21 protein-coding genes are annotated in these 20382 nt (G+C 69.1%); 12 read left to right on the top strand and 9 right to left on the bottom strand.

The genetic code is table 11. The annotated features are described in order from the left end of the window. From AC0662_RS23115 to AC0662_RS23140, 6 genes are read left to right on the top strand one after another with little or no spacing between them, the layout of a single operon-like run. Positions 1-1596 (top strand): TrbL/VirB6 family protein, encoded by a 1596-nt coding sequence (locus tag AC0662_RS23115; RefSeq protein WP_478303108.1) that lies wholly within the window; start codon positions 1-3, stop codon positions 1594-1596. Then, entirely contained in the window at positions 1583-3091 is a 1509-nt protein-coding gene (locus AC0662_RS23120) for an SCO6880 family protein (protein ID WP_452196250.1), read from the top strand. Before AC0662_RS23115 ends, AC0662_RS23120 begins: the two co-directional genes overlap by 14 nt. Before the next feature lie 34 nt (positions 3092-3125). Beyond that, on the top strand, positions 3126-4742 hold the full coding sequence (locus AC0662_RS23125; RefSeq protein ID WP_452196249.1) for an ATP/GTP-binding protein: 1617 nt from the start codon (positions 3126-3128) through the stop codon (positions 4740-4742). Further along, positions 4742-6586 carry a type IV secretory system conjugative DNA transfer family protein gene (locus AC0662_RS23130; RefSeq protein WP_478303110.1) on the top strand — a complete coding sequence of 615 codons (1845 nt, stop codon included), beginning with the start codon at positions 4742-4744 and terminating at the stop codon, positions 6584-6586. Before AC0662_RS23125 ends, AC0662_RS23130 begins: the two co-directional genes overlap by 1 nt. After that, a complete protein-coding gene (locus AC0662_RS23135) occupies positions 6576-6953 on the top strand; it encodes a DUF4913 domain-containing protein (protein ID WP_387768755.1) in 378 nt (125 codons plus the stop codon). The genes AC0662_RS23130 and AC0662_RS23135 overlap by 11 nt, the downstream gene beginning before the upstream one ends. A gap of 2 nt (positions 6954-6955) precedes the next feature. Further along, complete coding sequence (locus AC0662_RS23140) at positions 6956-7306, top strand: YrdB family protein (protein WP_478303113.1); 351 nt, start codon at positions 6956-6958, stop codon at positions 7304-7306. On the opposite strand, the gene AC0662_RS23145 is transcribed toward AC0662_RS23140, so the two are convergent. Together AC0662_RS23145 and AC0662_RS23150 are read right to left on the bottom strand one after the other, a co-directional pair. After that, positions 7303-8046 (bottom strand): hypothetical protein, encoded by a 744-nt coding sequence (locus AC0662_RS23145; protein WP_478303115.1) that lies wholly within the window; start codon positions 8044-8046, stop codon positions 7303-7305. The genes AC0662_RS23140 and AC0662_RS23145 overlap by 4 nt on opposite strands. A 43-nt stretch (positions 8047-8089) precedes the next feature. Further along, the gene (locus AC0662_RS23150; RefSeq protein ID WP_478303117.1) at positions 8090-9412 is read right to left on the bottom strand and encodes an MATE family efflux transporter; all 1323 of its coding nucleotides are present in this window, start codon (positions 9410-9412) and stop codon (positions 8090-8092) included. 349 nt (positions 9413-9761) lie between these two features. On the opposite strand from AC0662_RS23150, the gene dnaB reads away from it, so the two are divergent. Continuing rightward, complete coding sequence (dnaB, locus tag AC0662_RS23155) at positions 9762-11615, top strand: replicative DNA helicase (protein WP_478303119.1); 1854 nt, start codon at positions 9762-9764, stop codon at positions 11613-11615. On the opposite strand, the gene AC0662_RS23160 is transcribed toward dnaB, so the two are convergent. Beyond that, positions 11579-12958, bottom strand: a complete 1380-nt coding sequence (locus AC0662_RS23160; protein ID WP_478303121.1) for an MFS transporter — start codon at positions 12956-12958, stop codon at positions 11579-11581. The two genes, dnaB and AC0662_RS23160, sit on opposite strands and share 37 nt — an antisense overlap. A 126-nt stretch (positions 12959-13084) precedes the next feature. Between AC0662_RS23160 and AC0662_RS23165 the strand changes: the two genes are divergently transcribed. Next, positions 13085-13870, top strand: coding sequence for a helix-turn-helix domain-containing protein (locus tag AC0662_RS23165; protein WP_452196243.1), 786 nt, complete (start codon positions 13085-13087; stop codon positions 13868-13870). 4 nt (positions 13871-13874) lie between these two features. Here the strand turns inward: AC0662_RS23165 and AC0662_RS23170 are convergent, their stop codons facing one another. Together AC0662_RS23170 and AC0662_RS23175 are read right to left on the bottom strand one after the other, a co-directional pair. Next, a complete protein-coding gene (locus tag AC0662_RS23170; RefSeq protein WP_452196242.1) occupies positions 13875-14252 on the bottom strand; it encodes a DoxX family protein in 378 nt (125 codons plus the stop codon). Beyond that, the gene (locus AC0662_RS23175; RefSeq protein ID WP_478303123.1) at positions 14249-14830 is read right to left on the bottom strand and encodes an NADPH-dependent FMN reductase; all 582 of its coding nucleotides are present in this window, start codon (positions 14828-14830) and stop codon (positions 14249-14251) included. Before AC0662_RS23175 ends, AC0662_RS23170 begins: the two co-directional genes overlap by 4 nt. Positions 14831-14939: 109 nt before the next feature. On the opposite strand from AC0662_RS23175, the gene AC0662_RS23180 reads away from it, so the two are divergent. Next, positions 14940-15425, top strand: a complete 486-nt coding sequence (locus tag AC0662_RS23180; protein WP_452196240.1) for a MarR family winged helix-turn-helix transcriptional regulator — start codon at positions 14940-14942, stop codon at positions 15423-15425. Between the two features lie 160 nt (positions 15426-15585). Here the strand turns inward: AC0662_RS23180 and AC0662_RS23185 are convergent, their stop codons facing one another. Then, positions 15586-16218, bottom strand: coding sequence for a MerR family transcriptional regulator (locus AC0662_RS23185; RefSeq protein ID WP_452196239.1), 633 nt, complete (start codon positions 16216-16218; stop codon positions 15586-15588). Between the two features lie 83 nt (positions 16219-16301). On the opposite strand from AC0662_RS23185, the gene AC0662_RS23190 reads away from it, so the two are divergent. Further along, a complete protein-coding gene (locus AC0662_RS23190; RefSeq protein WP_452196238.1) occupies positions 16302-16799 on the top strand; it encodes a DoxX family protein in 498 nt (165 codons plus the stop codon). Beyond that, a complete protein-coding gene (locus AC0662_RS23195; protein ID WP_452196237.1) occupies positions 16796-17197 on the top strand; it encodes a hypothetical protein in 402 nt (133 codons plus the stop codon). The genes AC0662_RS23190 and AC0662_RS23195 overlap by 4 nt, the downstream gene beginning before the upstream one ends. Here AC0662_RS23195 and AC0662_RS23200 read toward each other — a convergent pair. Next, positions 17187-18167 (bottom strand): helix-turn-helix transcriptional regulator, encoded by a 981-nt coding sequence (locus AC0662_RS23200; protein WP_478303126.1) that lies wholly within the window; start codon positions 18165-18167, stop codon positions 17187-17189. The two genes, AC0662_RS23195 and AC0662_RS23200, sit on opposite strands and share 11 nt — an antisense overlap. Positions 18168-18224: 57 nt before the next feature. Here AC0662_RS23200 and AC0662_RS23205 point away from each other — a divergent pair, with 57 nt between their 5' ends. Further along, positions 18225-19496: an FAD-binding oxidoreductase gene (locus tag AC0662_RS23205; protein ID WP_478303128.1), complete on the top strand. Its 1272-nt coding sequence runs from the start codon at positions 18225-18227 to the stop codon at positions 19494-19496. On the opposite strand, the gene AC0662_RS23210 is transcribed toward AC0662_RS23205, so the two are convergent. Beyond that, on the bottom strand, positions 19435-19986 hold the full coding sequence (locus AC0662_RS23210) for a GrpB family protein (RefSeq protein WP_478303130.1): 552 nt from the start codon (positions 19984-19986) through the stop codon (positions 19435-19437). The two genes, AC0662_RS23205 and AC0662_RS23210, sit on opposite strands and share 62 nt — an antisense overlap. After that, positions 19983-20378 carry a RidA family protein gene (locus tag AC0662_RS23215; RefSeq protein WP_452196233.1) on the bottom strand — a complete coding sequence of 132 codons (396 nt, stop codon included), beginning with the start codon at positions 20376-20378 and terminating at the stop codon, positions 19983-19985. The genes AC0662_RS23210 and AC0662_RS23215 overlap by 4 nt, the downstream gene beginning before the upstream one ends. Positions 20379-20382 lie beyond the last annotated feature (4 nt).

Here is a 20382-nt window from a genome sequence, read left to right on the forward strand (position 1 = left end):
ATGATTCCGCTCGGTGCAATCGATTGGGCCGTGGGTCTGCTGAAGACAGCGCTCGAGAAGGTCCTTGTGCCCGGTATGGAAGCGATGATGCAGCGCGTGTTCCAACCAATTCTCGACGCGATCTCATCGGCCGTCGGCACCCTGATGAGCACGATCGCCACCTTCTGGATCTACGTGCCGACACCGTCCATCGAGGGCGGTACGCCGGGTCAGCCGGCCAACGACTCGGTCAGCTGGATCTGGTCGCACACGCAGTTCATCACGCTGTTCATCGCCGCCATCGGGTTGGTCGTGGGTGCCATGCAGATGGCCTGGACCCAGCGCGGGGAGTCGGCCCGCGAACTGCTCCGCTCACTGATCACGCTCGCCGTCGCGGCGGCGTTCTCGATCGCCGTCGCCCAGGCGCTGATCTCGCTCGGTGACAAGTTCTCCCAGTGCATCGTCAGCTCCGCGCTCTCCTCGAACTCGGGGTGGGTGCCGAACTGTGACGAGATCGGCTCGGGCGACGCGAAGGCGTTCGGCGGGAAGATGGCGCTGGTGCTCGGCTTCGCTGCGGTCGCGGCGCTGGCCGGCTCGCCGCTGCTGATCGGCATCATGATTGCCGTCGGCATCCTCTGCGTGGTCGCCGGCGTGATTCAGATCGTGCTGATGGTCGTCCGCAGCGCGATGCTGATCCTGCTGCTCGGCGTGCTGCCGATGGCGGCCGCCGCGACGAACACCGAGATGGGCCGAACATGGTTCAAACGGATCATCGCCTGGATCCTCGCGTTCATCCTGTACAAACCGGTGGCGGCGATCGTCTATGCGACCGCGATCAAGCTGGTGGCCAACGACAACGGCCCGCTGAAGTTCGACATCACGAACGCGGAGGACGTCGGCAGCCTGGTGATGAACGTGGTCACCGGTCTCACGATGCTGGTGCTCGCGCTGTTCGCGCTGCCGGCCCTGATGCGGTTCATCGTGCCGATGGTCGCGGCCACCGCGGGTGGTGCCGGCGCTGGTGCGCTCGCCGCGAAGCTTTCCCCGGTCATGGACAAGATGGCCCAGTCGGCCAACAAGTCCGCCAGCGACAGCGGCAGCGACAGCGACGGCGGTGGGGATGACGGCCCGAGCGGCGCCCAGAACGTCGGCCGCGCCCAACAGCAGGCGCCGAGCGGCGGCGGTGAGGGTGCCGCCGGCGGCGGCGAAGGCGCGGCTGCGGGTGGTGAAGGTGCTGCCGCAGCCGGTGGCGAAGGCGCGGCTGCAGGCGCTGGCGGTGGTGGCGCGGCTGCCGGTGCAGGTGCCGGAGCTGCTTCTGCAGCACCGCCAGTGGCGGTGGCAGTGGCCGCCTACAAGGTAGGCAAGGCGGCCCACGACGGCGCGAAGCAGCTCTCCCACGAGGGCATGGGCGACCCCGATGCCGGCGGTGGGGGCGGTGGGGGCGGTGGCGGCGGTGGCGGCAACCCGTCAGGCAGCGACCCGAACCAGGGCGGCCAGCCACAGGGTGGCGGAGGCAACCAGCCGCCGCCGCAGGGGCCACAGGGCGCCAACGACGACCCACCACAACCACCACCATCGTCACCACCACCACCGGACGGACCAAGTGGCAGCGGCTGAGAACGTACGACGCGCACCTCGCACCTACGGCAACTGGCGGCAGCCAGCCTCGGCGGGCATCGCCGGGCTAGGCATGCTCGGCACGGCCATCATGATGGGCGGCCTGCTGGCGGTGGTCATCGCGACGATGTCCGGCGGTATCGAGGCCGCCGTCGTCACGCTGCTGATCGTCGGAGTCGCGCTGCTGCTCCTGATGAGCAAGGACAAGCACGGCCAGTCCGCGCTGCAACGGATCTCGACCCGTATTGGATGGCAACGAGCAAAGATGGCGAAGCACAACATCTACCGTTCCGGTCCGCTCGGCCGGACCGCATGGGGTAAATTCCAGCTCCCCGGTCTGGCCGCTTCCTCCCAGCTCAGCGAGTACCAGGATTCGTACGGGCGCCCGTTCGCGCTGCTCTACTACCCGGGCACGCGGCACTTCACGGTCGTGATCAACGCGGAGCCGGACGGCGCCTCGCTGGTGGACGAGGAGCAGGTCGACGTCTGGGTGGCGCACTGGGGACAGTGGCTGGCGTCGCTGGGTCACGAGCCCGGCATCGTCGCCGCGTCGGTGACGGTGGAGAGCGCCCCGGACACCGGTATCCGGCTGCGCCGTGAGGTCGGCTCCAACATGATGGACGGTACGCCGCCGATCGCCCGCGCGATGCTCACCGAGGTCGTGCAGACCTACCCGGAGGGCTCGGCGCTGGTCTCGGCCCGGGTCGCCCTGACCTTCAAGGGCACCGACCGGAGCGGCAAGCGGCGTAAGGAAGACGACATGGGCCGCGAGCTCGCGGCCCGGCTGCCCGCTCTCACCCAGAGCCTGAACGCGACCGGCGCTGGTGCCGCCCGGCCGGTCACCGCGCAGGAGCTCTGCGAGGCCATCCGGATCGCGTACGACCCGGCGTCGGCCGGACTGATCGACGAGGCCCGTGCCCAGGGCATGCCGCCCGAGCTGCAGTGGACCGACGTCGGTCCGGCCGGCACCCAGTCGTTCTGGGACAAGTACCGGCACGACTCGGCCTGGTCAGTGACGTGGCAGATGTCGCAGGCGCCGCGTGGTGAGGTGTTCTCGTCGGTGCTCTCGCAGCTGGTCGCGCCGCACGTCGACATCGACCGCAAGCGGGTCACCCTGCTCTACCGTCCACTGGACGCCGGTACGGCGGCCCGGATGGTGGAGGCCGACAAGCGCAACGCCTCCTTCCGCGCCAGTACGTCGAGCCGCCCGTCGGCCCGTAGCCTCGCCGAGGCGCGCGCCGCCGACCGCTCCGCGCAGGAGGAGGCCCGCGGCGCGGGTCTGGTGAACTTCGGCATGGTCGTGACCGGCACGGTGATGACTGCCGAGCAGATTCCGGACATGATCGCTGCGATCGACAACCTGGGCGCCACCGCGCGCGTCCTGCTCCGGCCGGCGTACGGCTCGCAGGACTCCGCGTTCGTGGCCGCCTTGCCGCTGGGCGTCGTACTGCAGAACCACCTGGCTGTGCCGGCGGGTCTGCGGGAGTCCCTATGACCGAAGCAAGCACAGTGACCGCTGGGGAGTCACAGTGAGCCAGAAGAAGCAGAAGAAGCCCGTCGACCCGACTCGCCGGGGCAAGCGGCCGATGCCGCGTGGCTGGCCCGGCCCGGGTGGCGGCTACTCGACGTACCTGCAGGCGCCGCAGGAGTGGCGCGGTACGACGGTCCAGGTCTGCGGGATGTGGCCGTTCTCGGCCGGCACCGGCAGCCCGATGGTCGGTGTACCGATCGGACGGAACATCCTGTCCGGCGCGACCATGTGCTGCGACCCGATCAGCTGGTTCATGCGGGCCAAGCTGATCTCGAACCCGTCGATGTTCGTGCTCGGCAAGCCGGGTCTGGGCAAGTCGACGATCACCCGGCGGATGGCCCTCGGCCTGGCAGGGTACGGCGTGATGCCGCTGGTCCTCGGCGACCTGAAGCCCGACTACAAGGATCTGATCGAGGCCCTCGGCGGCCAGGTCATCCAGCTCGGTCGTGGCCGTGGGCACCTGAACGTGCTCGACCCGGGCGAGTCCCGGGAGGCGGCGCTGCGGCTCACCGGCAAGGCGCGCGAGGCGATCCAGGCCGACGCGCACGGCCGCCGGCAGACGATGGTCTCGGCGCTGATCTCGATCATGCGGTCCGCACCGCCGAACGACCGCGAGGAGACCATCCTCGACGAGGCGCTCAAGGTCCTCGACGAGCGGTTCCAAGGTACGCCGGTCCTTCGCGACCTGCTCCAGGTCGTCCAGGACGCTCCGGATCGGGTCCGCAACGTGGCCCTGGACCGCGGCAGCCTGGACCGGTACCGGCAGATCACCGAGGGACTCGAGGCGTCGCTGATCGGTCTGGTCGGTGGTGGCCGGCTCGGTGAGATCTTCTCCGAGCAGACCGACAACCCGATGCAGCTGGACCGGCCGGTCGTCTTCGACGTGTCCAACATCGACGACTCCGAGACCAGCCTGCAGGCCGCCGTACTGCTGGCCTGTTGGTCGTACGGGTTCGGCGCGGTCGCGGTCTCGCAGGCGCTGGCAGACGCCGGCCTCGAGCCGCGCCGGCACTACTTCGTCATCCTCGACGAGCTGTGGCGGGTGCTCCGGGCCGGTAGCGGCCTGGTCGACCGGGTCGACGCGCTGACCCGTCTGAACCGGCAGCGTGGTGTCGGGATGGCGATGATCTCGCACACCATGTCCGACCTGCTGGCGCTGCAGAACCCCGAGGACCGGATGAAGGCGAAGGGGTTCGTCGAGCGGTCCGGCATGGTGGTCCTCGGCGGTCTGCCGCGGGCCGAGATGGAGAACCTGAACGAGGTCGTCCCGATGTCCGGCGAGGAGCAGAACATGCTCATCGGCTGGCAGGACCCGCCCGCGTGGGACCCGGCCACCGGCAAGGAGGCCGCACCTCCGGGCCGAGGCAACTTCCTGATCAAGGTCGGTGGCCGCCCGGGCATCCCGGTGCACGTCAGCCTGACCACGGTCGAGCGCGAGATCAACGACACCAACAAGCTGTGGAAGACCGGCGAGGACGGCAAGCCGCTGAAGGTGGAGGTCGCACCGGACGGCACCGAGGCCGTCGTCGGCGAGTACAGCCTGGACGACCCGGCACTGCTGCCGCCACCCGACCCGACCACTCGCGTGGTCGCCAAAACGGGAGTTGACGAGTAATGGCCCAGGGCAGGAAGAGCACCGGACCGGGCGGCCTGTCGCCCGAGTCGATCATGATCTTCGCCGCCGTCGGTGTGCTCGCGCTGGTGGTGTTCTCCCTCTTCGGCGCACTGAAGGTCGCAGCGGCGATCAACGGCACCATCGTGGGCGGGAACCCGTTCAACGCGATCGTCGACCTGATCAAGGGGCACATCGCCTGGTCCGGCGCGGCCACCGGCGTCCTGATCCTCGAGCTGGTCGTGCTGTTCGGTCTGGTCGGCACCGGCTTCTGGTACTTCCGGAACCGGCAGGCGTCGGTCGGTCGCGTCGACCGGCAGGCGCAGCTGATGTCGAAGCGGTCCGAGATCTACAAGCTGACCCGCGAGGGCGCGCAGGAGAAGGCGAACTCGCTCGGCGCCGGCCACGCGGGCCCGGGCATCCTGATCGGCCGGACCGTCCGGGACAACCTCGAGGTCTTCGGCAACTGGGAAGACATGCACGTCGACATCTGGGGTCCCCGTACCGGTAAGACCACGTCGCGCGCGGTGCCGGCGATCCTGGACGCGCCCGGCTGCGTGATCGCCACCTCGAACAAGCGGGACATCGTCGACGCGACCCGCGGGCCGCGCTCGGACAAGGGCCCGGTCTGGGTGTTCGACCCGCAGGAGGTCTGCGAGGAGCCGAACACCTGGTGGTGGAACCCGCTCAGCTACATCACCGACGAGACCAAGGCGCGTGAACTGGCCGAGCACTTCGTCGCCTCGCAACGCCAGGTGGGCGCCCAGACCGACGCGTTCTTCGACGCCGCCGGTACCGACCTGCTCGCCGGTCTGCTGCTCGCCGCGGCGGTCGCCAAGCGGCCGATCACCCAGGTGTATTCCTGGCTGGCCGACCAGCGCAACGACGAGCCGGAGCGGATCCTGCGCAACACCCCCGGTCTGCAGCTGTCGGCGGATGCGCTGTCCGGTGTCATCAACGCCCCCGACAAGCAGCGCGCGGGCGTCTACGGTACGGCGCAGCAGAGCGCGCAGTTCCTGGTCAACCGCAAGGTCACCCGCTGGGTCATCCCGAACGGGCAGAACGACAACCGGCCTCAGTTCAACCCGCACGAGTTCGTCCGCCAGGGCGGCACCCTGTACAGCCTCTCCAAGGAAGGCGCCGGTACGGCCGGCCCGCTGGTCACCGCCCTCACGGTGGCGGTCGTGGAAGCGGCCGAGCAGTACGCGCGCGGTTGCCCGATGGGCCGGATGCCGAGCCCGCTGGTCGGCGTACTCGACGAGGCCGCCAACGTGTGCCGGTGGAAGAACCTCCCCGACCTGTACTCGCACTTCGGTTCCCGCGGCATCGTGCTGATGACGATCCTGCAGTCGTGGGCGCAGGGCCAGGAGTGCTGGGGCGACCACGGCATGCAGAAGCTGTGGGGTTCGGCGAACATCCGGGTGTACGGCGGTGGCGCGGCCGACGCGTCCTTCCTGGAGAACCTGAGCAAGATGATCGGCGACTACGACATCAGCTCGAACTCGGTGTCGTACAACGAGGGCAAGCGCGGCACCAGCCAGCAGGTCCAGCGGCACAACATCATGGAGGTCTCCGACCTCGCCTCGATGCCGCCCGGGCGCGCGGTGGTGTTCCCGTCCGGTATCCCGGCGACGCTGGTGAAGACCGTCCCGTGGTTCACCCGGCCGGACGCCGGTGTCGTGAAGGCGTCGCTGGCGAAGTACGATCCCGGAGCGTCGTCGAGCGGCCCGGCGAGCAACAACCCGTGGGTGGCGGCAGGCAGCGGTCAGCAAGCGCCCGCGCCGCAGCGTGGTCCGGACCGACCGGTCTGGGAGCAGAACGAGGGAGACAACCGCGGTGGATGGTGAACAGGAGCTCTTCTACCCACACGTCGCGGCGTTCGTCGAGGACCGGCTGATCTACCTCTACACCCGGCGGCTCGGGCAGCAGTTCATCTGGTGCCCCGAGTGGTACCGGCACGCGGAGGCGCTCAGCCGGCTGGACTCGATCTGGCGCGCGTGGGAGCACCTGCGGCTCGACCCCGCGACCGGTATGTCGGTCTGGTGGCGCGACCACGCGGACCCGCACATGATGTCGCTGCTGGACCCGGACGGCCCGTTCGCCGCCTGCCGGAACAACCAGCACACGGACTACCCGATCCCGCCGCTCCCGGTCCAGGAGCCGCCGGCAGGCCTGTTCTTCGACCAGCGCCAACCGAACATTCGTAGCGTCTGACGATGTGGAGGTGGGGCAACCTTCTCGTCGCTTTCGCCGCCGAGCTGGTTGCCCTCGGCATCTTCGCCTGGTGGGGCTGGGCCACCGGCGGTACGACGGTCACCCGGTGGCTGCTCGTGCTCGGGCTCCCGCTGGTGACCGCGATCGTCTGGGCCCTGTTCGCGGCGCCCACCGCCAAGCGCACGACGCCCGTACTGCGCTGGACCGTGAAGGTCCTCGTCTTCGGCCTGGCGGGCGCCGCCCTGTGGAGCCTGGGCCACCCGCTACTCGGCGTCGTCTTCGTCGCTGTGGTCGCCGCGAACCTGCTGATCATCCAGCTCCAGAAACTGGACGCGAACCTACCCTCGACCTAGAGGTCGAGGTCGATGTTCACCCGCTGCTGCGCCTTCTTCTTCTGCTGCGGGGTGCGCGCCAGGTCGCGGCGATGCAGGCTGTCCTGCGGAGCCTGCGCCTCCGGAGCTTCCTGCGGTCGGTTGCGCACCGCGCCGGCGGCGGGTGCCTGCTCCTCGCGGGCGTTCGCCCGGTGCTGTTCCGCCCGGTCGTCGTACGCGCGCGCGGCGTCGATGTCGGCGTTCACCTGGTAGCCCTCGAGCTGGCTGGCGCGCACGTTACGGCGCCCCTCGGCGCCGAGTTCGGCGGCTCCACGCGCGTCCGGGTTGACGGCGGCCTCGTCCTGCTTGTGCTGCCCGCGGGCCTGCAGGTCGAGCTCTCGCTGGTGCCCACTCGCCGCGAGGCCGCGATACCGATCGGCCGTCGCCGCCGCGTCGTCGGCGAAGGCGATCTCCCGGGCGCGCCGGGCCTCGACCACGTCGGTCCGGTTGCGGAGTTCTTCTCGCGCCTGCTCATCCGCCGCGTCCAGGTCCAGCTGCTCGGCACGCGCCACCTCGTCCTCGGCGTCGTGACGGGCCTGCACCTCTTCCTCGGCGCGGCGCTCGGCGGCGTCGTCCTCGGCGAGGTCGTGGGTCGGGGAGTTGGCTGCCTCGGTACGCAGTCTGGTGGCTCGGCGCTGGCTGGCGGCCTCGGTGTCGTCGTCGCCCTGCTCGCGCTGGTCGAGCTCGAGCGACTCGGACGTGCCGTCGTCGGTGTCGGGCATGCCCCGCTCCTTTCCTCCCGCAACACGATGCCGTACCGCAGGGTCAGCGGGTAGCTCCGGTGACCAGCCAGTCGTCGCGGCGCTCCCGGAGGGTGAGGGTGAGGAAGCGCAGCAGCATGTAGCCGCCGAACGCCCACCACAACGCCACGATCCCGCCACCGAGCCACAACACCGCCAACGCGAGCGGCACGTACAGCGCGAGCGCCACGACCCCCGCGAGCGCCAGGTACCGCCCGTCCCCGGCCCCGATCAGTACGCCGTCCAGCACGAACACGACCCCGTTGATCGGTTGCCACAGCGCCGACACGATCAGGACGGCCGCGAGCGTACGCCGTACCTCGGGATCGGTGGTGAACCACGGGACGTAGAGGTCGCGCAGCCCCCAGAGCGCCAGACCACCGATCACCCCGGAGAACAGGCCCCACCACATCATCCGGCGGGTGATCGCCCGGGTTCCCGCGACGTCACCCGCGCCGAGGGCCCGCCCGGTGAGTGCCTGCGCGGCGATCGCGATCGCGTCCAGGGCGAGCGCGAGGAAGGACCAGAGCGTGAACGCGACCTGGTGCGCCGCGACCGACGTCGTACCGAGGGCGGTCGCGACGAAGGTCAGCAGGATGATCGCGGCGCGCAGCGTGAGCGTCCGGACGATCAGCGGGACACCCATCTGCGCGGACGCCAGGATGCCGGGCCGGTCGGGTCGCAGTTTCGCCCCGTCGCGCCGGGCGCCGCGGACGACCACCACAACCAGCGCGATGCCCGCTCCGGTCTGGGCGAGCGCGGTCCCGAGGGCCGAGCCGGCGATGTTGAGGTGCAGGCCGTACACCAGGAGGACGTTCAGCGCGATGTTCGCGAGGTTGGCCGTGATCGCGACGACCATCGGGGTCTTGGTGTCCTGCAGGCCGCGCAGTACGCCGGTGGCGGCGAGCAGGAGGAGCATCGAGGGGATGCCGAAGCAGGAGATCCGCAGGTACGTCACCGCGTAGTCGGCGACTTCGGGCGACGGGTCGAACGCCGCGATCGCCTGCGGTGCGAGCACCAGCCCGAGCAGCGCCAGTACGACGCCGAGCAGCAGCGCCAGCCACAAGCCGTCGATGCCCTGCGCCAGCGCACCCTTGTGATCGCCGGCGCCGATCCGGCGGGCGACCGACGACGTGGTCCCGTACGCGAGGAAAACGCAGATGCCGACGAGGGTCTGCAGGATGGTGCCCGCGACGCCGAGCGCGGCGAGTTGCGGCGTACCCAGGTGGCCGACGATCGCGGAGTCGGCGAGCAGCATCAGCGGCTCGGACACCAGCGCGAAGAACGCCGGGACGGCCAGTCGGAGGATCTCCCGATCCTGTTCACCCACCCACCGTCTGCGTCTCACCGGAGCGAGGTTACCCACGCCTGACCCCGGCTTCCGAAATTCGTCTCAGACTTTCTCTCCTCCACAGTTGTGCACTGGTGAAACCGCAGGTCAGAGCCAGGTTGTGAGTACTTGCCCACAGATATCCACAGGGTTGTGCCCAACCTGTGCACAGCCCTTCCCGGGGTTATCCACGGTTCTTCCACACCCCCTGTGGACGACTGAGTGGCTATCGGTGACGGGACCGGCGTACGGTCGCGAGGCTGGTGCCGGGAGCAGCGCCGAAACTGTCGGATGGCGTGGTTATGGTTCGAGCAGGTGTTCGAACCCGGCGCGCGGCCGGGCGGTGGCGACGAGGAGGTCGGGCGAAGTGAGCGTGGCGGAGTTCCGCGGGGGCCAGGACGACGGTCGCGAAGAGCGCAGTCCGGCGATGGGCTTCGACCGCACCCCTCCCCAGGATCTGGCGGCCGAGCAGTGCGTGCTCGGCGCGATGATGCTGAGCAAGGATGCGATCGCCGACGTGATCGAGACCCTGCGCGGCACGGACTTCTACCGGCCGGCGCACGAGTCCGTCTTCGACGCGATCACGGACCTGTATGCGCGGGGCGAGCCGGCCGACGCGATCACCGTCGCGGCCGAGCTGACCAAGCGCGGCGACATGGCCCGGATCGGCGGCGCGCCGTACGTGCACACCCTGGTCGCGTCGGTCCCGCTGGCCGCCAACGCCAGCTACTACTCGCACATCGTCCGCGAGAAGGCGATCCTCCGCCGGCTCGTCGAGGCCGGCACCAAGATCGTCCAGCTGGGGTACGCCGGTGAGGGCGAGGTCGACGATGTCGTCGACGAGGCGCAGGCGGAGATCTACTCGGTCACCGAGAAGCGGACGACCGAGGACTACGCCCCGCTGAAGGACATCATGGAGGGCGCCCTCGACGAGATCGAGGCGATCGACTCCCGCGGTGACGCGATGGTCGGCGTACCGACCGGCTTCACCGACCTCGACGAGCTGACCAACGGCCTGCACCCCGGCCAGATGATCATCGTCGCCGCGCGCCCCGCGATGGGTAAGGCGCTCGCGCTCGACACCCCGCTGCCGACGCCGACCGGCTGGACGACGATGGCCGAGGTCGCGATCGGCGACCTGCTGCTGGACGCCGACGGCCTGCCGACCACGGTGGTCGCGGCGACCGAGGTGATGGTCGACCGGCCCTGCTTCCGGCTGTCGTTCTCCGACGGCAGCACGATCGTCGCCGACGCCGAGCACCAGTGGCGCGTCGAGGACGGCGGCCGACCGGTGGTCTGCACGACCGCCGACCTGTACACGGCGATGTCGGCGAGTCCCGGGCTGACACCGTCGATCCCCGGGTCGGCGCCCCGGCAGATCACCGGCCACGGCTTCCCGGCCGCGCTGCACGGCGAAGGCGAGCGCCGCCTCGAGTGGGTCGACTCGGTGGACAGCGTGCCGGTGCGCTGCGTCGAGGTCGACAACGCCGAGCATCTGTACCTGGCCGGCAAGACGATGATCCCGACCCACAACTCCACCCTGGGTCTGGACTTCGCCCGCTCCTGCTCGATCAAGCACGGCCTGACCTCGTGCATCTTCTCGCTGGAGATGAGCCGTAACGAGATCACCATGCGTCTGCTCTCCGCCGAGGCGAAGGTGCCGCTGCACCACATGCGCAACGGCAAGATGACCGACGAGGACTGGGCCCGGCTGGCCCGCAAGATGGGCGAGGTCTCCGAGGCCCCGCTCTTCATCGACGACTCGCCGAACCTGACGATGATGGAGATCCGCGCCAAGGCCCGCCGCCTCAAGCAGCGCCACGACCTGAAGCTGATCGTCATCGACTACCTCCAGCTGATGACGTCCGGCAAGAAGGTCGAGTCCCGCCAGCTGGAAGTCTCCGAGTTCTCCCGTTCGATCAAGCTCCTCGCCAAGGAACTCGAGCTCCCGGTCGTAGCCATCTGTCAGCTCAACCGAGGCTCCGAACAACGCTCCGACAAACGCCCCATGGCCTCCGACCTCCGCGAATCGGGATCACTAGAACAGGACGCGGACGTCGTCCTTCTGTTGCACCGCGAGGACGCCTACGAGCGGGAGTCGACGCGGCCGGGTGAAGCGGACTTCATCGTGGCCAAGCACCGTAACGGCCCCACCGCCGACGTGGTCGTCGCGTTCCAGGGCCACTACTCCCGCTTCGTCGACATGGCCCACGACGGCTGACGAGTGTCCTGGCGGATGTGGACGAGGATCGCGAGGGTTGCGCAGACTGCTGCGACGACGAGTAGTACGGCGACCGCTACCGCCAGTCGGAGAAGGCCGTCGGCGGAGGTCGGCGCGGCGAAGTAGAGGCTGCCGAGGCCAGCAACGGCCACGACCTCGGCGAGCACCGGGCCGGTCGAATTCAGCGCGGAGACGGCCGACGCGAGTGCCGGTTCCACCCGCGACGTGATCTGTGCGATCAGCGGGCTGTATCCGGCGGCGTGTCCGGCGCCGGCGGCCAGCAGGAGGGCCGTGGAACCGAGCGGGTTCCACCCCGCACGAGAGACGAGCACCAGCACGAACATCCCGGTCGCGTAGACCAGCGGGCCGACGATCGGCAGGGCGCGACGCACCCATCGCGGGCAAGCGCTCCAGCTGAGACTGACCACGCCGAAGCCGATGGTGTAAGGGATGAAGGCGAGCCCGGCCTGCAGTGGCGTGTAGCCGAGGTACGACTGCAGATGCAGAGTCAGCGTCAGCAGGAAGACGGTGTAGCAGCCCATCACGATGCAGCAGGCCACGAGCCCGAACTGCAGATCTCTCCGCTTCAGTGCCGCGAGATCGAGGACCGGATGCGGAGCCCTGGCTTCGTAGCGGCCGAAGATGCCCAGCAGCAGGCCACCGCCGGCCACCAGGAGCCAGGTCCACGTGGGCCAGCCGTGAGCTCCGCCGAAGATCAGGGGGAGTGTGATCGCAGTCATGGCCGCGGTCAGGAGCCCCACTCCGGCAAGATCCAGGCGCTCCGGCTCGCCTCGCGGGGAGCGGGGGAGTCGCCGCACACCGACGGCGAGTACGACGACGCCGATCGGGACGTTGATCAGGAACACCGGCCGCCAGGAAAGACCGAGCAAGTCGGAACCTGCGATGAGCCCGCCGCAGATCTGGCCGAGCGCGACGCCCAGCGCGAGCACCATGCTGTACAGACCGATGGCTCTGCGCCGCGAGGCCCCTTCCCACTGGAGATGGATGAGCGAGAAGACCTGTGGAGTCAGCAAGGCGGCCCCGACGGCCTGAGCGATGCGGGACGCGATCAGCATCGACGGACTCACCGAGATTCCGCATAGCAGCGACGCCGCGGTGAACCAGCCGAGACCGGTCAGGAACGCCCGCCGGTGACCGATGATGTCCCCGATCCGTGCACAGGTGACGAACAGGACGCCAGTGGTCAGCAGGTAGCCCGACACGACCAGTTGGATCTCGGCGTCGGTGGCCTGCAGACCGCGGCGAATGGTCTGCGCCGCCACGGAGACGATGGAGGCGTCGATGGACGCCATGGCCTGCCCGGCGAGCAGAACGGCAAGCATTGAGCGTCGGTGCGCAGCGGTTCTCACAAGCTCAAGCCTCTGCCGAACCCTTGGCGACGGTCTTGAACGAATATGCGGATCCCGGCAGCGGTCGAATTGTCCGTGCGCCCCGATAGATTCCACAGTGTGCGCAGGACCAGAACAGTGGCGGCGAGTCCGTACGCCGTGATCCGGCAGGTCGAGTGCACCGACGACCATGTCCGCTGGTCGCCGCCCGAGCAGGCAAGCGAGGCACACCTGGTCCTGGTGTGGCGCGGCCGGTTCCAGGTGTCCTCAGAAGGTCGGCGGATGACCGTTGACCCGACCAACGGCTACCTAGAGGCGCCTGGGCGGGAGAGCCGGTTCTCGCACCCGGCCGGTGGTGACGTCTGTACGTCGATCGCACTGCCGGAAGGGCAGCTGACCGAGGGGATCGACGCGAGCCGGACGCCCGCTGTTCGAGTGGACGCCCGGCTCGAGTTGGCTCACCGGATGCTGTTGCGCGCCGATGCCGACCCGGACTTCGAATTCGTCGAGGCGGTCGTCGCTCTGGTCCGGCTCGCGCTGCGCCGCGAACCAAACGACCGATCGGCGCCCGGACGCTACGACCTCGCGGATCGTGCGCGCGATGCGATCCTCGCGGACGAGCCGACCAGCTCCAGCCTGATCGCCCTCGCCGAGGCGCTGGACACCTCGCCGTCGCACCTGAGTCGCACGTTCCACCACCATGCGGGGATGAGCCTCAGCCGATACCGCAACCGCGTCCGGGTGAGCCGGGCGCTGCAGCGGCTCGCCGAGGGCGAGACCGACCTCGCCGGCCTCGCGATCTCCCTCGGCTTCAGCGACCAGGCGCACCTGACCCGCAGCATGCGCCGAGAGCTGGGACAGACACCGCGGCGAGTCCGCAGCCTGCTGACCCCACCGCGCAGCTGAGTCGTCAGAACGGCTGGGAACCCAGACGTTCGACGGCGACGAAGACGGACAGGGCCAGGAGTACGGCGTTGATGGCGACGCTGGAGTACTCCGCGCGGCGGGAGTGGGTGATGATCGCGCCGAGCATGACGACGGCGAGGCCGATGGCTGCGGTGGGGACGAGCCAGGGGGCGATGTCGACGACGCGGGGGAGGATGAGGCCGATGGCGCCGGCGATCTCGGCGATGCCGATGACCTTGATCAGTTCGATCGGGAACGGGGCTGCCCACCCCATCCGGGGATTGCCGGCCAGCGAGGCCTTCGTCGCGGGCACCTTCATGACGCCGGACATCAGGAACATCGCGGCGAGCAGTCCGGAGACGATCCAGACGGTGACGTTCATGCGGCGAGCGGCTGGGCGTCGCGGAGCGGTTTGAGGGCGCCGGCCCATGACTCGAGCTGGTCGAACAGGACGGCCGCCTGGTCGACGTACTGCCGGCCGGGGGTGAACTTGCTGAAGTTCTCGAAGTCGGTGAACAGCGAGAACGACAGCTGCTGACGGACGTCGGCGATCTGCAGCTCGGCGCTGATCCCGCGCAGGTGCTCGATCGCGCGCGACCCGCCGAGCGAGCCGTACGCCACGAATGCGGCCGCCTTGTTGTTCCACTCGCCGTACAGGTAGTCGATGGCGTTCTTCAGGACGCCGGACGTCGAGTGGTTGTACTCCGGCGTGACGAACACATACCCGTCGTACGCCGCGATCTTCTCGGCCCACGCCTTGGTGTGCTCACCCGCGTACTGGCCGATCGACGGGGGCAGCGACTCGTCCAGGTGCGGCAGCGGGTAGTCCAGCAGGTCGATCAGCTCGTACGTCGCACCGGTCCGGTGCTGGGCCTGCTCGACCACCCAGTCGGCCACTGCCTTGCCGTTCCGCCCGGGGCGGGTGCTGCCGAGGATGACCGCGATCTTCAGGTCGCTCATCGCGACGACTCCTTCAGGGTAGTGATGACTTGAAAGTTCATGTCACTGGCCACCATAGGCCGGTTGACGTGAACGTTCAAGTCATTGCGTCGCTGGCTATGCTGCACCCATGGGCACTGAGGCAGCGCGGGAGGCGGTGGAGCCGCGCTGGCTGAAGGCCGACGAGCTCGATACCTGGAAGACCCTGCAGCTCACGATGGCGCTGCTGACGACCGCGCTCGGCGAGCAGCTCCAGCGCGATTCGAATCTGAGCTTCCTCGAGTACTACGTCCTCGCCGGCCTCTCGGATCAGCCCGAGCACACGATGCGGCTCAGCAGCCTCGCCGTACTGGCGAACTCCGAGCTCTCCCGCCTGTCCCACCTGGTCCGCCGCCTCGAGAACCGCGGCCTGGTCCGCCGCGAGCCCGACCCGAACGACGGCCGCTTCACGAACGCGATCCTCACGCCCGAGGGCTACGCGGAACTGGTGAAGGCCGCGCCCGGGCACGTCGAGCTGGTCCGCAAACTGGTGTTCGACCCGCTCACCGAGTCCGAAGGCCGCGCCCTCCAGAAGGCCATGGCCAAACTCCTCCCAGGCCTCCTCGGCGACTGCTAGTGTCCTGAGTCGGCGGTTCGACGGCGCTTTCGGCGCCCAGGCACGCACCTCACGGCACGTGCCCAGCGCCCACGATGCTCCGCATCGAGGCCACTGACCACGCACCGCGATGCACGCACCTGACCACCGAAATCACTCGCCGAACCGCCGACTCAGGACACTAGCGCGACCGCCAGCGTTCGGCTGAGATGGATTCTTGGGCGAGGAGGCGGAGCGAGGCGATCAGGGTTTCGCCGAGGATGGTGCCGATGACCACCGACTCGGCCAGCTGGTCGCGGGTGGGGTTTGCGGTGACCGCGTCGATCTCGACCTGAGTGAAGCGTTCGACGGCGTCGGCGTAGGTGTCCAGGTGGGCGACGAGGTTGTCCTGGCCGAGGGTGCGTAGGGCGGCGACGGTGTCGATGAGCGTGGCCAGCGCGGGAGCCGCGGGATCGACGGACCAACCGCGCTCCGCGATCAGCTCGGTGACCTGAGTGGCGGCTGCGGTCCGGGCCTCGTCGGTCGCGTTCAGGCGGCGGGTCGGGGTGAGGGCGCGGTGTGCGCGGCCGATCTGCTCGTGCAGCGGTTCGGTGTCGGAATCCAAGGACTCGAGGATCTCCTTCACGGTGGCGACGGGTACCTGGGCGAGTTCGATCAGCGCGCGGATGAGGCGCAGCCGGCGGATGTGCGTCTCGCCGTACGACGCCTGGTTCGGGCTGCTGAGTTCGCCGGCCGGGAGCAGGCCCTCGCGCAGGTAGTACTTGATCGTCGGCACCGGGACGTCGGTGGCCTTGCTGAGTTCCCCGATTCGCATCGCTTGCCTTCCTGTTGTCTGTGATGGATAGTATCAGTATCCATAAACGGATACCTGAACTATCTATTAGAGAGGCAGTGCTGATGATCCCCGTCGTGCTGATCCTGGGGACTCTCGGGTTTCGGGCGCTGGGTGCGCTCGGGGTCCGGCGGTTCGCGACCTGGCCGGCGAGCGCGGCGCACGCGATGGCGGTGATGCTGCTGTTCACCGCGAGCGCGCACTTCGTCCCGGCGAGCGTGACGGTGATGCCGAACCACGCCGACATGGTGCGGATGGTGCCGCCGTTCCTCCCGTACGCCGGTGCGCTCGTCTACCTGACCGGCGTACTCGAACTGCTCGGTGCGGTCGGCCTGGTCGTCACCGCGACCCGCAAGCCGGCCGGCTACGCACTGGCCGCACTGTTCGTCGGACTGCTGCCCGCGAACATTCACGCCGCGGTCGCCCACGTGCCGTTCGCCGGCGGCGAGGCGACCCCACTGTGGCAGCGCATCCCGGAGCAGATCCTCTACCTCGCCGTCGCGCTCTGGGTCGCGCGGACGGCAACCATCACCACACCAGCCAAGGAGCGCGTGTTCGCATGACCGATGCATCCCGCACCATCGCCGGCGTCATCCTGCTGACGATCGTGACGATCCAGTTCGGCGGCTACTTCATGACCAAGATCGTTCGTGGTCAGGTGCCGATGACCGAGTTCCAGAAGTCGTTCGCCCGGGCCGGTCACGGCCACGCCGGTGTCCTGGTAATCCTCAGCCTGGTCGGCCTGTTGTACGTCGACCAGACCGGCCTGACCGGGTTCTGGCTGTGGGTCGCCCGCCTCGCGATCCCGGCCGCGGCGATCCTGATGTCCGGTGGCTTCTTCGCCTCGTCGGCCGGTAAGGACCGCAACCGACCGAACCAGTTCCTCTGGGTCCTCTGGCTCGGCGCCGCATCTCTCGCCGTCGGCGTCCTGACCTTGGGAATCGGCCTGATCACCGCCTGAAAGTGCTGAAAGCTTGGCGGAGACGCTCGCCGACCTCGGCGATGAGAGCGGACGTTTCCGGGGTTGCCTGGTCGACGGTGAACGGCCCGAGGGCCGCGACCGCGGCGACCTGGGTCAGTAATAGCGCGGGGGTGTCGGCGCTGAAGCGGACGGTGCAGGAGGACGGGCCGAGCGGCTCGACGATGCCGCGGACGACGCCTTCGAAGGTCGAGGTGACCGCGGACGCCGGCGCCTCGACCGTCAGGTGCACCGAGTGCTGGTACTCCGCCGACACGAACGACTCCCGCAGGTACGACGGCCCGTCCAGCACCCGCGGCGTGAACCGGTGCAGCACCGGTGTCACCCCGGGGATCCGGTCGACTCGGAAGATCCGCCAGTCGTCGCGCTCCGGATCGAAGGCGAGCAGGTACCACCGCCACGCCAGCGTCAGCAGCTGATGCGGCTCCACCCGCCGGCGCGTCGTACCGCGGGCCCGGCCGTGGTAGTCGAAGGCAACGATCTCGTGGTTCCGGCAGCACCGCGCGAGGACCGCGAGCACGCTCGGATCCACCTGCGGTATCTCGGGACGCGGGATCGCCTCGGCTGACGAACTCACGGCAGCGAGCTGCGGCCGGAGTCGCGAGGGCAGCACCTGCTCCAACTTCGCGAGTGCACTCATCGAACTCTCCGCCATCCCGCTGACCCCGCCGCCGGCCGCGCCGACCAGCCCGACCGCGACCGCGATCGCTTCGTCGTCGTCCAGCTGCAGCGGCGGTAGATGGGTCCCGGACCCGAGCCGGTAGCCGCCCGCGGTCCCGGTCGTACCGGCGACCGGGTAGTCGAGCGACCGGAGCCGGTCGACGTCCCGCCGTACCGTGCGCTCGGTGACGCCGAGGCGGTCGGCGAGCTCGTGGCCGGACCACTCGCGACGGCTCTGCAGCAGCGAGAGCAGCCGGAGCATCCGGCCGGGCATGTCTTTGCGGGCGCTCATCCACCCATCATTGCTTGCGGACAAGATGTGTCCGCAAGGGCTTCTAGCGTGATGTTCATGATGCTCACGACGACAAGCACGGGGTACGACGAGGCGCGGCTCGGGTTCCAGCGGCGGGACCCACATCGGCCGGCGGTGATCTTCCCGGTCACCAGCGCGGCCGAGATCGAGGAAGCCGTGCAGTATGCGAACGTCCACGATCTCCCGATCGCGGTGCAGGCGTCCGGTCACGGTCTGAACGAAGGGCTCGACGGCGGCGTGCTGATCGCGACCGGCGGGTTCAACGGCGTGACGGTCGACGCCGAACGGAAGACCGCCTGGATCGAGGCCGGGGCGACCTGGCGGGACGTGCTGACCGCAACAGCGCCGTACGGTCTCGCGCCGTTGTCCGGGAGTGCGCCTGGGGTGGGCGCGATCTCGTACACGCTCGGTGGTGGTCTCGGTCTGCTGGCCCGTCGGTTCGGGTACGCCGCCGACCACGTCCGCCGGATCGAGGTGGTGACCCCGGACGGCGTACGCCGGAACGCCGAAGACGACCCGGAACTGTTCTGGGCCCTGCGCGGTGGCGGCGGGAACTTCGGTGTGGTGACGGGGATCGAGGTCGACCTCTTCGACGTGCCGACCCTCTTCGGCGGCAGCCTGTACTTCGACCTCGTCGAGCACCCGTCGGTGCCCGAGGTCTGGCGGGAGTGGACCCTGACCGTCCCGGACGAGGTGACGTCGGCGATCGCGATCCTGCCGATTCCGAACATCCCACAGGTCCCGGAGCCGTTGCGCGGAAAGTACGTCGCGCAGGTGCAGCTCGCGATTCTTGGTGACAACGGTGAAGAGCTGATCAAGCCGCTGCGCGCGATCGGTGCGCCGGCGCTCGACACCGTGGGCGAGCTGGCGTACGTCGACTCCGGCCGGATCTTCGCCGAACCCGACCGCCCGGGCAGCTACAGCTCACGCAACGTTCTGCTGAGCGACCTCGATGCGCTCGAGACGTTGCCCGAGCTCGCCGGTCCAGGCGCGCCGAGGACGCACGTGATCGGCATTCGCCACCTGGGTGGTGCACTCAGCAAGCAGCCCGAGATCCCGAATGCGGTCGGTCACCGCGAGGCGGCGTACTCGCTGATTGTTCTGAGACCGGATGACGGTGCGGTGGATCAGCGGATCCTCGAGCCGTGGCGCTCGTCGACGGTCGGCCGGTTCCTCAACTTCAGCTTCGGGAAGCTCACGGGCGAGGAGATGGCGCAGGCGTACGACGCCGGTGTCTACGAACGGCTCACTGACCTGCGGGAGAAGTACGACCCGCAGCGTCGGCTCTGGGCGAACCACTCGCTCTAGCGATCAGTTCCTGGACGAGTGCACCCTTGCCCTCGACGTAGGCGGTGCGGTCGGTCGTGAGCAGGTGCGCGAGCTCGCGTTTGCGATCGGCGTACCGCTCGCGATCGCCAGCGTTCGTTCGTAGGTGATCGCGCAGGACGACGTGGTCCTGGTGCGCTTTGTTGCCGTCAACAACGACGTACAGGTGGTGGTAGTGCACCGCGTCCGGCGGAAGTGCGAACGCTTCCCGTCCCGGGATGCCTTGGTTGCCCTCGTGCGCGTAGCCGGCCGCGGTCAGCCGCTCGATCGCGGTCGGTACCAGATCGGCGGCGGGAACGACGACGTCGACGTCGATGATCGGCTTCGCCGCGAGACCGGGCACGGCCGTGCTGCCGACATGCTCGACGACGTGCGGCAGATCGCCGAGGTACGGCGTGAGTCGCGCCCGGATCGCCGCGAACCAGGCGGGCCACTGTGGGTCGTATTCGACAACCTCGGCGGGGACGATCACAGCGCAGCCGTCACGTCGACCTCGACGAGCTGCCCCGGGAAGCCGAGCTGGGCTACACCGAGCAGCGTGCTGGCCGTGGTGAAGGCAGGGCCCAGGGGAGACGCGTTGAGCTGCGTCCACACGGCGGAGAGGTGTTCGCGATCGGGACTGGCGACGTAGATCACCGTGCGAACGACGTGCTCAGGAGTCGCGCCCGCCGCCTCGAGGGCGGTCCGGATGTTCGTGATCACCTGAGCGGTCTGTCCTTCGAGTCCGCCCTCGGCCAGCTCACCCGTCGGCCGCAACGGGCACTGCCCGGCCAGGTACACCAGCGTGTCCGCCTGCACGCGGGTAACGTGGTGGTACCCAGGCGTCGCATGCAAGCCGTCGGGGTTGCTTCGCTCGATCGTCACGTCC

Source organism: Kribbella sp. NPDC043289, from assembly GCF_056436705.1.

What these genes read in the sequence shown, in the direction of transcription:
- AC0662_RS23185 (WP_452196239.1), bottom strand. Translation starts at nt 16,218, where the DNA reads ATGCGAATCGGGGAACTCAGCAAGGCCACCGACGTCCCGGTGCCGACG.
- AC0662_RS23170 (WP_452196242.1), bottom strand. Translation starts at nt 14,252, where the DNA reads ATGAACGTCACCGTCTGGATCGTCTCCGGACTGCTCGCCGCGATGTTC.
- AC0662_RS23200 (WP_478303126.1), bottom strand. Translation starts at nt 18,167, where the DNA reads ATGAGCGCCCGCAAAGACATGCCCGGCCGGATGCTCCGGCTGCTCTCG.
- AC0662_RS23130 (WP_478303110.1), top strand. Translation starts at nt 4,742, where the DNA reads ATGGCCCAGGGCAGGAAGAGCACCGGACCGGGCGGCCTGTCGCCCGAG.
- AC0662_RS23195 (WP_452196237.1), top strand. Translation starts at nt 16,796, where the DNA reads ATGACCGATGCATCCCGCACCATCGCCGGCGTCATCCTGCTGACGATC.
- AC0662_RS23175 (WP_478303123.1), bottom strand. Translation starts at nt 14,830, where the DNA reads ATGAGCGACCTGAAGATCGCGGTCATCCTCGGCAGCACCCGCCCCGGG.
- AC0662_RS23180 (WP_452196240.1), top strand. Translation starts at nt 14,940, where the DNA reads ATGGGCACTGAGGCAGCGCGGGAGGCGGTGGAGCCGCGCTGGCTGAAG.
- AC0662_RS23190 (WP_452196238.1), top strand. Translation starts at nt 16,302, where the DNA reads ATGATCCCCGTCGTGCTGATCCTGGGGACTCTCGGGTTTCGGGCGCTG.
- AC0662_RS23140 (WP_478303113.1), top strand. Translation starts at nt 6,956, where the DNA reads ATGTGGAGGTGGGGCAACCTTCTCGTCGCTTTCGCCGCCGAGCTGGTT.
- AC0662_RS23160 (WP_478303121.1), bottom strand. Translation starts at nt 12,958, where the DNA reads ATGCTTGCCGTTCTGCTCGCCGGGCAGGCCATGGCGTCCATCGACGCC.
- AC0662_RS23205 (WP_478303128.1), top strand. Translation starts at nt 18,225, where the DNA reads ATGATGCTCACGACGACAAGCACGGGGTACGACGAGGCGCGGCTCGGG.
- AC0662_RS23145 (WP_478303115.1), bottom strand. Translation starts at nt 8,046, where the DNA reads ATGCCCGACACCGACGACGGCACGTCCGAGTCGCTCGAGCTCGACCAG.
- AC0662_RS23115 (WP_478303108.1), top strand. Translation starts at nt 1, where the DNA reads ATGATTCCGCTCGGTGCAATCGATTGGGCCGTGGGTCTGCTGAAGACA.